Annotated in this window: 11 protein-coding genes; 5 read left to right on the plus strand and 6 right to left on the minus strand. The window is 65.1% G+C overall.

Going from position 1 to position 12,235, the window contains the following annotated elements:
* Positions 1-9: 9 nt before the first annotated feature.
* The 5 genes from ACFULT_RS18440 to ACFULT_RS18460 form a co-directional block, all read right to left on the minus strand.
* Positions 10-522: a methylated-DNA--[protein]-cysteine S-methyltransferase gene (locus tag ACFULT_RS18440; protein ID WP_037105826.1), complete on the minus strand. Its 513-nt coding sequence runs from the start codon at positions 520-522 to the stop codon at positions 10-12.
* Positions 519-1,964, minus strand: a complete 1,446-nt coding sequence (locus tag ACFULT_RS18445) for a DNA-3-methyladenine glycosylase 2 family protein (RefSeq protein WP_037106333.1) — start codon at positions 1,962-1,964, stop codon at positions 519-521. The genes ACFULT_RS18440 and ACFULT_RS18445 overlap by 4 nt, the downstream gene beginning before the upstream one ends.
* Before the next feature lie 74 nt (positions 1,965-2,038).
* Entirely contained in the window at positions 2,039-2,209 is a 171-nt protein-coding gene (locus ACFULT_RS18450) for a YbdD/YjiX family protein (protein ID WP_371828032.1), read from the minus strand.
* Between the two features lies 1 nt (position 2,210).
* A complete protein-coding gene (locus ACFULT_RS18455) occupies positions 2,211-4,496 on the minus strand; it encodes a carbon starvation CstA family protein (RefSeq protein WP_026347850.1) in 2,286 nt (761 codons plus the stop codon).
* 137 nt (positions 4,497-4,633) lie between these two features.
* Positions 4,634-5,809: an ROK family transcriptional regulator gene (locus tag ACFULT_RS18460; RefSeq protein WP_037105830.1), complete on the minus strand. Its 1,176-nt coding sequence runs from the start codon at positions 5,807-5,809 to the stop codon at positions 4,634-4,636.
* A gap of 148 nt (positions 5,810-5,957) precedes the next feature.
* Here ACFULT_RS18460 and edd point away from each other — a divergent pair, with 148 nt between their 5' ends.
* Both edd and eda read left to right on the plus strand, forming a co-directional pair.
* Positions 5,958-7,781 (plus strand): phosphogluconate dehydratase, encoded by a 1,824-nt coding sequence (gene edd, locus ACFULT_RS18465; protein WP_378482098.1) that lies wholly within the window; start codon positions 5,958-5,960, stop codon positions 7,779-7,781.
* A 46-nt stretch (positions 7,782-7,827) separates the two neighbouring features.
* Positions 7,828-8,454, plus strand: coding sequence for a bifunctional 4-hydroxy-2-oxoglutarate aldolase/2-dehydro-3-deoxy-phosphogluconate aldolase (eda, locus tag ACFULT_RS18470; RefSeq protein WP_094720876.1), 627 nt, complete (start codon positions 7,828-7,830; stop codon positions 8,452-8,454).
* A gap of 86 nt (positions 8,455-8,540) precedes the next feature.
* Here eda and ACFULT_RS18475 read toward each other — a convergent pair whose 3' ends face one another.
* Complete coding sequence (locus tag ACFULT_RS18475; protein WP_037106335.1) at positions 8,541-9,308, minus strand: SDR family NAD(P)-dependent oxidoreductase; 768 nt, start codon at positions 9,306-9,308, stop codon at positions 8,541-8,543.
* 102 nt (positions 9,309-9,410) lie between these two features.
* Here ACFULT_RS18475 and ACFULT_RS18480 point away from each other — a divergent pair, with 102 nt between their 5' ends.
* The 3 genes from ACFULT_RS18480 to ychF are packed head-to-tail and all read left to right on the plus strand — an operon-like array spanning position 9,411 to position 12,159.
* Positions 9,411-10,238 carry a helix-turn-helix transcriptional regulator gene (locus tag ACFULT_RS18480; protein WP_037105839.1) on the plus strand — a complete coding sequence of 276 codons (828 nt, stop codon included), beginning with the start codon at positions 9,411-9,413 and terminating at the stop codon, positions 10,236-10,238.
* A gap of 34 nt (positions 10,239-10,272) precedes the next feature.
* Positions 10,273-11,067 carry a TIGR03620 family F420-dependent LLM class oxidoreductase gene (locus ACFULT_RS18485; RefSeq protein WP_037105841.1) on the plus strand — a complete coding sequence of 265 codons (795 nt, stop codon included), beginning with the start codon at positions 10,273-10,275 and terminating at the stop codon, positions 11,065-11,067.
* A 12-nt stretch (positions 11,068-11,079) separates the two neighbouring features.
* Positions 11,080-12,159, plus strand: a complete 1,080-nt coding sequence (ychF, locus tag ACFULT_RS18490; RefSeq protein ID WP_019665448.1) for a redox-regulated ATPase YchF — start codon at positions 11,080-11,082, stop codon at positions 12,157-12,159.
* Positions 12,160-12,235: the final 76 nt, after the last annotated feature.

Below are 12,235 nucleotides of genomic sequence, written 5' to 3' on the forward strand. Positions count from 1 at the left end.
CTTCCCTGGTCATTCCGCAGGCTCCACTCCCGCCTCGTGTGTGAGGAGCCATTCCTTCGCCGGCAGACCCCATCTGAATCCGCCGAGTGCGCCGCCGATTCGGAACACGCGATGGCACGGCACGAACAGTGCGGCCGCATTGCGCGCGCAGGCGGACGCAGCCCCCCGAATGGCCGCTGGGCGCCCGGCCATTTCTGCGAATTGCGAGTACGTCACCGGCGACCCGGCAGGCACTGTCCGTAGAACCTTCCAGGCGTGGACCAGGAATTCACCCGACTGTTGCGATACCGGTACGTCGTCGATGGCTCCCACGTCGCCGCGGTGATAGGCGTCGACGGCTGCGGTCACGCTGCCGAGCGTCGAGGCCTGCCGAAGATCCGTCGGCCGGAGACTTGTGTGGATCAACGGGACCAGATTGTCGACCGAGTCCGTCCATCCCGCTGCGAGGACGGACCCCGCGTCGTCGACGACGGTCGTGAACGGGCCGATCGGGGTGTCGGTGGTGGCGAACGATGCAGTCATGCTGCTCTCCTTGTCAGGGCGATGTTCCACAGGTGCATGGAGACGTAGGACCGCCACGGCGCCCAGCGGTCCGAGTCCTTCAGCGAAAGTCCGAGTGCCTCGGCGCCCTGTCGGACGACGAGATCGGTGTCGAGCAATACGTCGGGATCGGCGAGAGTGCGCATGACGACGTACCGCGCCGTCCACGGGCCGATCCCCTTGAGCGCGAGCAAGTCTCGTTCCAGCTCCTCGGCCGGCCTGGCCGGATGAAGGACGATCTTGCCCGACGCCACCGCGTCGGCGACGCCGATGATCGAGCTGACCCGTGCGCGCGGGCCGGTGAGGACCTCGTGTCCGCGTTCGGCGATGACGGCCGCGCTGGGAAACAACCGCGTGACGGTGCCGCCGAGTGGATCCTCGATGTGGTCCCCGAGTGCGTCGACCAGCCGCGCAGTGTGGGTGGCGGCGGCGCGTAGGGAGATCTGCTGCCCGATCATGGTGCGCAGCAGCAGTTCCTCACCGTCGATGCTGCCGGGCGCTCGCATCCCGCGGTGTGCGGCGATGTTCGACGCCAGTGCCTGGTCCTCGGACAGTGCGGAGTCGACGGCTTCGGGGTCGGCGTCCAGATCGAGCAGGTGACGGATCCGGGCGACGGCGGGAGCGAGGTCTCGCATGTCCATCAGGCTCAGTGTTGCCTCGACGTACCCGTCGACGAAGCGCATCCCGACGACGGCGTGACCGTGGGGGAGCCGAAGCGACCGCCGGTAGAGGCCGTCGTCGAACGATTCGATGCCGGGTACCGCGTGGCCTTCGAGGAACCACTCGAGCCACCCGGTGTCCAGCGGCTGCCGATAGGGGAGTCTCACCGACACGGTTCCGTTGGACGAGAGGGTCTTTCGGCGAGTTGCTTCGTCGCGCAACGTCGTGGGGTTGACAGCGAATACTTCCCGAACGGTGTCGTTGAACTGCCTGATGCTCGAGAACCCCGATGCGAACGCGATGTCGCTCATGGTCATGTCGGTCGTCTGGATCAGGGTGCGAGCAGTGTGCGCGCGGTGGGCCCTGGCCAGCGCGAGAGGACCCGCGCCGATCTCGGCGGTCAGCACCCGCGTCAACTGCCTGCTCGAGTACCCGAGGGTATCGGCGAGTGCGTCGACGCCACCGCGCTCCACGGCGCCGTCGGAGATCAAACGCATGGCGCGCGACGTCAGATCCGAGTGGATGTTCCATCGCGGTGAGCCGGGGGTGGCATCGGGCTGACAGCGTCGACACGCACGGTATCCCTCGTGCTGCGCGGCGGCAGCGGTCGGAACGAACGTGACGTTCTGTGCCTTGGGGGTGGTCGCCGGGCACGACGGGCGACAGTAGATGCCCGTCGTGCGCACGGCCGTGAAGAACTGCCCGTCGAAACGGGTGTCTCGTGCCGAGACGGCGCGGTAACACCGGTCGAAGTCCAAGTCCATGGACTCCACTGTGTCACCGCGCCCCCTGAAGTCGCTAGCGGGAATCGGACACCCATGTACGACGCCCGATCAACTCAGCAGCAGCGGGCACCGGGGTTCGTGTCGGCGTCGGCGTAGCGGTCCCGCCAGAACTGACGTTCGGACGGAACCGGTTCGCCGGGGTGGACCCGCTGCATGTGGGCGACGTAGCGCTCGTAGTCCTTGTCGCCCATCACCGAGGTGATCCACCACAGAAGTCCGCGCATGTCAGTGATGCCCTGCGTGCGCCGCACCCGGTGCGCGGACGGTGCCGTCGGCGATGAGCTTGTCCCATTCGCCCTGGATTTCCTTCTCTGCCGCGGTCGGGACGAACCCTGCGGGTCCGAAGATCTTCGACGGAACCTCGGGTTCTTCGTTGTCCGGGAGTCCGCCTGCTCGAACGGCTTTGATGCAGACCAGAATGCCGGCCGCGGCGACGATGATGACCAGCACGGCGAAGATGATCGACAACGTTCCCTGGATGAACGTATTCCTGATGACGGCGTCGATTGCTTCGGCGGACTTGGCGCTGCCGAATTCGGTGAGGCCTTGGTTCTTGGCGTCGACGAACTGGGAGTGCTGCGCCCAGTATCCGATGGCGGGTACCGACGAGAAGATCTTCTGGTACGACGCGGTCATCGTCACGATGAGGTCCCAGGCCAGGGGGACACCGGGAATCCAGGCCCACTTGAACAGGCCGCGCTTCATCACGATGGTCAGGACCACCGTCAAGGCGATCGCGGCGAGCAACTGATTTGCGATGCCGAAGAGCGGGAACAGCGTGTTGATGCCGCCGAGCGGGTCGGTGACGCCCATGAGAAGGATTGCGCCCCACGCTGCGACGACGATGAACGAGCACACCCATGCGCCGGGTCGCCACGACGGGTCCTTGAACTTCTTGGCCGACGAGCCGGGGAGGTTGCCGATGCTGTCGGAGAGCATGAAGCGTGCAACGCGCGTGCCTGCGTCGACCGTCGTGAGAATGAACAGTGCCTCGAACATGATCGCGAAGTGGTACCAGAACGACTTGAGGCTTTCGCCGCCGAAGACCTGATGCAGCACCTCGGACATACCGAATGCGAGCGTCGGTGCACCACCGGTGCGGGAAATGATCGATTCCTCGCCGACGTCGGATGCCGCCTGGCTCAGTTCCGCTGCGGTGATGTCCCCGCCGCTCAAGCCGAGCCCGTTGACGTAGTCCGCCGCGGTTTCCGGGGTGCCGCCGGTGAGCGTCGCCGGAGCGTTGAGCGCGAAGTAGATGTGCTGATCGAGAACACATGCGGTGACGAGCGCCATGATCGCGACGAAGGATTCGGTGAGCATGCCGCCGTAGCCGATCATCCGCATCTGCTTTTCCTTCTCCAGCAGCTTCGGAGTGGTGCCGGAGCAGATGAGGGCGTGGAACCCGGACAGGGCGCCGCAGGCGATGGTGATGAACAGGAACGGGAACAGCGAACCGGAGAACGCGGGACCGTTGCCCTCGGTGGCGAACGACGTCATCGCGGGCATCTGGATCTCGGGCCGTGCGATGAGGATGCCGACGGCCAGCAGTGCAATGGTGCCGACCTTCATGAACGTCGACAGGTAGTCACGCGGAGCGAGCAGCAGCCACACCGGCAGGATCGAGGCGGCGAGGCCGTATCCGATCAGGCACCAGGCGACGGTGACCTTCGAGAGGGTGAACCAATCGGTGCCCCATTCGGTTTCGGCGACCCAGCCGCCTGCGACGATGGCGAACAGCAGCAGCACGACGCCGATCAGCGACACCTCGGACACCTTGCCCGGGCGCAGGTAGCGCAGGTACACACCCATGAACAACGCGATGGGGATGGTCAGTGCGATGGAGAAGACGCCCCACGGGCTCTCCGCGAGAGCATTGACGACCACCAGCGCGAGTACGGCGATGATGATGATCATGATGACGAAGACGCCGATGAGTGCCGCGGTGCCGCCGACCACTCCCAGCTCGTCGCGGGCCATCTGGCCGAGGCTGCGGCCCCGGCGTCGCGTCGAGATCCACAGGACGAGGAAATCCTGCACCGCACCGGCGAACACGACGCCGATGATGATCCACATCGTGCCCGGGAGGTAGCCCATCTGAGCGGCCAGAACAGGGCCGACGAGGGGGCCCGCACCGGCGATCGCGGCGAAGTGGTGACCGAAGAGCACCCGCCGATCCGTCGGCATGTAATCCTTGCCGTTCTCGAGGATCTCGGCAGGCGTGGCTCGGTCGTCGCGAGGGAAGACGATCTTGCGTTCGATCAACCGTGCGTAGAACCGGAACGCGATGATGTAGGTGCAGACCGCGGCGATCACGAACCAGACCGCATTGGGGTTCTCGCCTCGGACGATCGCGACGACCGTCCAGGCCACACCACCGAGCAATCCGATGAGGACGAACAGGACGCGTTTGGCGGGAGTCATCGGAGACTTGTCGACTACTCCGACCGGGGGCAGATCCGCATCGGTCTTCAACAACTCGATGTTCGGATCGTCTGCCGCTTTCAAAGCCATGGGGACCGCTTTCAGCATTCGCGAATGTGACAGCGATCACCCTAGACGCTCCTGGTGACAGCCCGGCCACATTCCGGTGTAGCTGCGGTCAATGGTTCCGATCCTGCGCCGAACGGGAGGGGCGCCGTGGGCGGACGTCAGCCGCCCAGTGCGTCGTCGACTGCCCGCGCGCTCAGTACCTGGTCCAATACCATTGCCGCGCTACCTATGACGCCGGAGTAGTCGCCGTGTGTCGTCGCTTGAATGGTCAACGCCTTGGTGGCCAGTGCCGTCGCATTTCCGTAGACGGTCTCACGTAACCCGGCGACGAAGATGTCGTATGCCTTGGCCATGTCTCCGCCGACGATGAGGACCTCGGGGTTGAGTAGGTTCACGGCGCCTGCCAGTGTCTCGCCTATGTGGCGGCCGCTGTCGCGAATGAGCCGACGCGCCTCGGGGTCGCCGCTCACCGCCAGGTCGACGACGCCTCGAATGTGGCCGACGCTTCTGCCCTGTTCCTGCAATGCGCGTACCAGTGCCCAGCCGCCTGCGATGGCTTCCAGGCAGCCGCTGTCTCCGCATCGACATGCGACTCCGGCCGCGGCGGAGGTTTTGGTGTGGCCGAATTCTCCTGCTGCGCCGAGCGATCCGCGCTGTAGTTCGCCGCCGGCGACGATCCCCGCGCCGAGACCCGTCGACGCCTTGACCAGCAGCGCATTCGTGAATCGATGCCGGTTGTCGCGGCGTTCGGCCAGGACCATCGCGTTGGCGTCGTTGTCGAGGAAGACCGGCGCAGTGGTCGTGTCGGCGAAGAAGGGTGCGAGGGGGACTCCGTCCCAGCCGTGCATGATCGGCGAGTCGAGACTGCACCCACGGGCGGTGTCCGCGGTGCCGGGGATGGACAGTCCGACCCCGAGAATGCGGTGATCGCTGCGTGCAGCGTCGTCGACAAGCGCTTCCAGTCGCTTGGTGATCTGCGGCATCAACTCGTCCGGCCCGATGCCGATCTCCTGGTCGACGGTGTCGCCGAGGAGGAACTCGCCGCCGAGGGTGAACACGCCCAGTTGCGAACGACTTCGGCCGATGGCTGCAGCGAGAACGATTCCCGCGTCGACGTCGAACGACAACCGGGCAGGTGGCCTGCCCCCGGTCGAGAGAGTGTCCTCGGTTTCGACGATCAATCCGAGTGTGGTGAGCGCAGTGACGCGTGCGGCTACGGCCGATCGCGACAGGCCGGTCGTCTTTCCGAGTTCCGCTCGGGTGTCGGCATCCCCGTCACGGATCAGCGCGAACATCTCACCTGCTGTCGCAGGTGGAGCACTTGCACGTGACATTCGCATATACGCCATTCAACCAATCCGCAACCTTTGCGGCAACAACGCAAGATCGCAGACTTATGACTTTGAAAAACGTAAGTTGGGTTGTCGTGACGCGTAAGTGCCTCTAGTCTGAATCGTGAAAGACCGAACAGGGAGACACCTCATGGACACCATCCACCCGGTCCTGCGTCAGGTCACCGACCGGATCGCAGCCCGCAGCCAGTCCGCCCGGGCCACCTACCTCGATCGCATCGCCGCAGCAGGAAGTCGAGGCCCCGCTCGCGGGCGGCTTGCCTGCGCCAACATCGCCCACGGTTTCGCCGCGTCGGGAAAAGCCGACAAGCAAGCCCTGCGCGGCATGGTGAAGCCGAACATCGCCATCGTGTCCGCGTACAACGACATGCTCTCGGCGCACAAGCCGTTCGAGACCTACCCGGCTGCACTCAAGTCCGCCGTCATCGAAGCGGGCGGAATCGCGCAGTTCGCCGGGGGAGTGCCCGCCATGTGCGACGGCATCACTCAGGGCCGCGACGGGATGCAACTCTCGCTCTTCAGTCGTGACATCATCGCGATGTCCACCGCAATTGCACTGTCGCACGACATGTTCGACGCCACCCTCATGCTGGGGGTGTGCGACAAGATCGTGCCAGGAATGCTCATGGGCGCCCTGAGCTTCGGCCACCTGCCCGCGGTATTCGTCCCCGCGGGCCCGATGACCTCCGGACTTCCCAACGGCGAGAAGGCGAAAGCTCGCCAGCTCTACGCCGAAGGCAAGGTGGGACGAGAAGCGTTGTTGGACGCGGAGGCGGCGTCGTACCACGGCAGTGGCACGTGCACGTTCTTCGGAACTGCGAATTCCAACCAGTTGCTGATGGAGGTCATGGGTCTGCACCTACCCGGCTCGTCCTTCGTCAACCCCGGAACCCCGTTGCGCGACGCCCTGACTCGCGAAGCCGCCCATGTCGTCACCGGTCTGACCGATCTCGGCGAGAACTACACACCGGTCGGTGAAATCGTCGACGAGAAGGCGATCGTCAACGGCTGTGTTGCACTCCTGGCCACCGGCGGCTCGACCAACCACACCATGCACCTCGTCGCGATCGCCCGTGCCGCCGGTATCACGCTCACCTGGCAGGACCTGTCGGATCTATCGGCTGTCGTGCCGCTGATGGCACGGATCTACCCCAACGGCAAGGCGGACGTGAACCACTTCCACGCCGCAGGCGGCCTCGGTTTCGTGATCGGTTCGCTCCTCGATGCCGGTCTGATGCACGACGACGTGAAAACCATTGCGGGATTCGGTCTTCGGCGTTACACGCAGGAACCCAAACTCGACGGCGAGGGTGTGATGTGGCACGACGGTACGCGAATGAGCCATGACGACAGTGTGCTTCGCGGCGCCGACGAACCGTTCAGTGGCGACGGCGGCCTGAAGATGCTGACCGGCCCGATCGGAAAGAGCGTCATCAAGACCTCCGCGCTGGCGACCGAGCACCGCGTGGTCACCGCGCCCGCGAAGGTGTTCGACGACCAGGCCGACTTCCTCGCAGCATTCGACGCCGGAGACCTGGAAGGCGACTTCGTCGCAGTGCTGCGCTACCAGGGGCCGCAAGCCAACGGAATGCCTGAACTACACAAGCTGACGCCGGCATTGGGAATCCTGCAGGATCGCGGCTACCGCGTTGCGCTCATCACGGACGGACGCATGTCCGGTGCGTCCGGGAAAGTTCCTGCAGCAATTCATCTCACGCCCGAAGCAGCAAGCGGTGGCGCGATCGCGAAGATCGAGGACGGTGACATGATCACCCTCGACTCCGTCGCCGGAACGCTCGACATCGACGTGCCACTCGCCGACTTCGAGGCCAGAGTCGCCACCGGCCGAGCACCGGCGCAGGACGAGTGGGTCTCCACCGGCCGGGACCTGTTCTCCGGCATGCGCGCACTCGTCGGCCCCGCCGACGAAGGCGCCATGTTCGTGATGCGCTGACAGCTCCGCCGTTCAGAAGACCCGACGCACAGAAGAAGGACTACACATGACCGAATCCCTGCTGGACCGCGTACCCGTCATCCCCGTTGTCGTCGTCGAGAATCTCGACCACGCCGTGCCGATCGCCCGCGCCCTCGTCGCCGGCGGCCTGCCCGTCATCGAACTCACCCTCCGCACCCCGGTGGCGCTCGACGCGATCGAACGCATCGCCGCCGAGGTGCCCGAGATCCTTCTCGGAGCGGGCACGATCGTCACGCCCGGCCAGGCGAAGCAGGCCGCCGACGCCGGCGCGCAGTTCCTCGTCTCACCCGGCAGCACGCCAGGGTTGACGCAGGCGATGCGCGACACCGGTCTGCCCCACCTACCCGGTGCCGCCACCGTGTCCGAAGTGCTCACGCTTCTCGAATCGGGTTACACCGACCTGAAGTTCTTCCCGGCCGAGGCGTCGGGCGGCGCGAACTTCCTGAAGTCGATCCACTCACCCGTTCCAGCGGCCCGCTTCTGCCCGACGGGCGGGATCTCCACGGCCAATGCGTCGACGTACCTGTCGCTGCCGAACGTCGGATGCGTCGGAGGGTCGTGGATCACCCCGGCGCCCGTTCTCGCTGCCGAGGATTGGGACGCAGTGACGGTTCTGGCGCAGGCAGCATCGACGCTGAAGACAAAGGCGTGAGTAGGTCATAAGGGGCGTACTCTTCTACATCCTTCTTCTCGCAATGCTGGTCCATTCCGACTGGAGCGCGGTGTAGGCGTCGGAGTTCACAATCGCGTCGCGGTGATTCCACCGTCGACGTACAGGGTGATCCCGTGCACCATCGCGGACTCGTCGGACGCAAGGAACAGCACACCGTTCGCGATGTCCCGAGGAGAAATCACGCTGCCGGCCGGGGTGTTCGAGGTCATGGCGTCGAGAACCTGGCGCGAATTCTCGTTTCCTGGAGTGAGGGTTGCGCCGGGTGCAACCGTGTTGACGCGCACGCCGCGTGGACCGAATTCTGCTGCCCAGCTTCGGGTCAACTGCTCGTCTGCGGCTTTCGTGGCGGTGTACATCGCGGCGAACGGGCTGCCGACCTGCGCCATCCAGGATCCGATGTTGACGATTATTCCGTCACCGCGTTCGGCCATCGCGGGTGCGAGGGCACCCACCAACACGTGCGGTGCTCGGATGTTGACTGCGAGCATGGCGTCGAGGTCTGTGTCGGCCAGATCTTCGGTGAGCGTGGCTGGATAGAGGCCTGCATTGTTGACGAGAACATCGACTCGGCCGAGGGTGCGCTCGGCTTCCGTGGCGAAGCTTCGGATGCCGGCGTAGCTCCCGCCGAGGTCGACAGCGATGAACGACGCCTTCCCGCCGGCAGCGACGATGCGATCGACGACGGCGTCTCCGCGCGTCGAGTCGCGTCCGCTGACCACGACGGTGGCGCCGTGCGCAGCGAGTGTCGTTGCGATCGCCTCGCCGATCCCGCTGGTCGATCCGGTGACGACGGCGGTGCGTCCGTTCAAACGTTGCGGTGTTGTGTTTGTCATGTCCACTGTCTAAGGCAGGTGTGCGCATGCGAACCAGGCGCTGGACAACCTAGGCCTGCCATGACCAGGTTCGGGTGGGCATCCGCAGTTAGCCTGAGGTGCATGAACCGAGACCGCGCGGCACTGAGCGCATTCCTGCGCGACCGTCGTGATCGGTTGACGCCTGCGTCCGTCGGGCTGACGGTGTATCCGGGTCGGCGACGCGTCCCAGGTCTGCGGCGGGAGGAGTTGGCTCAGCTGGCAGGCGTCAGCCCGGACTACTACTCGAAGCTCGAACAGGGCCGCCAGGCCACTGTGTCGACCGAAGTGCTTCGCGCGCTGGCGACAGCGCTACAGCTCGACGAGGTCGAGACGCGACACCTCCATGACCTCGCTGCACCCGCAGAATCGTCCGGTCCCGAGCCTCAGGTTCCGGACCCAGGCCTGCAGCAGGTCATGGCCGCCCTCGACCACGTGCCGGTGATCTTGCTCGGTCGGTCCGGTGAGATCCTGGCCGGTAATGCGCTGGTGCGTGCAGTCCTGAGTCTCGCGCCCAGCGACGGTTCGATGTTCCACTATCTGTTCCGGAATCCAGTCGCGCGTGAGCGAATAGTCAATTGGTCGCAGTTCGCCGCGGCATCGGTGGCCGGACTTCGACGTGATGCCGCCCGGCGTCCATGGGATTCGACTCTGGCTCGGCTGATCGAAGAATTGCGTTCGTCGGAGCCCGACTTCTCTCGCTGGTGGGACGACCACGAAGTTCAGGAATTCAGCCGAACGATCAAGATCATCCAACATCCGGCCGCCGGAACTCTGCAGTTCGGAATCGAATTCTTGAACACCCCGGGCAGTCCCGACCAGAATCTGATCGTCTACACCGTCGAGCCGGAATCCCCGACGGCACGGGTTCTCCCGATTCTCGCGAGTTGGGCGACGTCTCCCAAGGGTTGACCTGAACAATGCTCGAGGTTCTACCGTCGAGTGCATGGACACCCTGGGACTCGGACCACTCGGAATCTCCATCGACGTCGGCCACTCGTATCTCGACGACGCCTGCGAACTGGAATCGCTCGGCTACTCCTCGCTGTGGCTCGCAGGTGGCCAGATCGATCGGTTGAGCAGGCTCTCCGACCTCGTGCGCGCGACGGCCACTGCAACGGTGGTGCCAGCCATCGTCCCGGTCGACGTGTACAGCGCGGCCCGAACCGGAGAACTCTACGACGAGCTGGAACCGTCGGGCAGATTCGTCCTCGGCCTCGGTGGTCCTCAGACTGCGAAGCCTCTCGCCGGCATGAACGCTTACCTCGACGACCTGGCGGTGCCGTCGAGCAGGGTTCTTCTCGCTGCCCTGGGGCCCAAGAAGCTCGAACTGGCGCGCACCAGAGCTGCAGGGGCCGTCACGTTGCTCGTCACGCCGGACTACACAGCCAAGGCCCGAACTGCCCTCGGTGACGCGGTGTTGACCGTCGACCAGTTCGTCGTTCTGGAAGAAGATCCGACCAGGGCGCGAGAGATTGCCCGCGAACCGATGTCTTTCCTCGCGTCGGTGCCTGGCTACCGACAGAATTTCCTGCGGATGGGCTTCACGAGCGAGGACGTCGACCAACTCAGCGACAGCCTCGTCGATTCGGTGGTGGCGTGGGGGAGTGCCGACGACATCGCCCGACGAGTGGACGAACACTGGCAGGCCGGTGCCGACCACGTGGTGCTGGCGCCGCTCGGTGCATCGAGCCTGGCCGCGGGACGGGCGCTGTCCGAGCTGGTCCGTGCACCAAAGTAGACTCCATAGACCGTGAGCCTCACCCTCGGAATCGTCGGACTGCCCAACGTCGGCAAGTCCACCCTCTTCAACGCATTGACCAAGAACGATGTGCTGGCCGCGAACTACCCGTTCGCGACCATCGAGCCCAACGTCGGTGTCGTGCCGTTGCCGGATCCGCGGCTGGGCAAGCTCGCCGAGGTCTTCGGTTCCGAGAAGGAGGTTCCGGCGCTCGTGTCGTTCGTCGACATCGCCGGCATCGTCAAGGGCGCGTCCGAAGGCGCTGGCCTGGGCAACAAGTTCCTCGCCAACATCCGTGAAGCCGACGCTATCTGCCAGGTCGTGCGCGTCTTCGCCGACGACGACGTCGTGCACGTCGACGGCCGTGTCGATCCCGCTGCCGACATCGAGGTCATCGAGACCGAGCTCGCGATCGCCGACCTCCAGACGCTCGAAAAGGCCATCCCGCGCGTGGAGAAGGAAGCGCGGATCAAGAAGGACCGCAAGCCTGCACTCGACGCCGCCATCGCAGCGCAGGCAGTCCTGAACGACGGCAAGACACTGTTCTCCGCGAAGGACAAGCTCGACTTCGAGCTCCTCAAGGAGTTCCAGCTGCTCACCACGAAGCCGTTCCTCTACGTCTTCAACGCCGACGAATCGATCCTCACCGACGACGCACGCGTCGGCGAGCTCGCACGATCCGTCGCGCCCGCGGACGCGGTGTTCCTCGACGCCAAGATCGAATCCGAGCTCCTCGAACTCGACGCCGAATCGGCCGCCGAACTGCTCGAGAGCGTCGGCCAGACAGAACCGGGCCTCGACGCCCTGGCCCGCGCCGGCTTCCACACCCTCGGCTTGCAGACCTACCTCACGGCAGGACCGAAAGAAGCCCGCGCGTGGACGATCCACCAGGGTGACACCGCGCCCCAGGCTGCAGGCGTCATCCACACCGACTTCGAGCGCGGCTTCATCAAAGCCGAAATCGTCAGCTACGACGACCTCATCGAAGCCGGCTCCATGGCCTCGGCCAAGGCCGCAGGCAAAGTCCGTATGGAGGGCAAGGACTACATCATGGTCGACGGCGACGTCGTCGAATTCAGGTTCAACGTCTAGACAGCGCTTCACCCGCTTCGCCTATCCTTTCGGAGAACGGAACGTACGGCGGTCGATGATCACGGACGAGGCGATC

Origin of the sequence: Rhodococcus sp. NPDC057297 (assembly GCF_042667435.1) — a bacterium.
GTDB lineage: Bacteria > Actinomycetota > Actinomycetes > Mycobacteriales > Mycobacteriaceae > Rhodococcoides.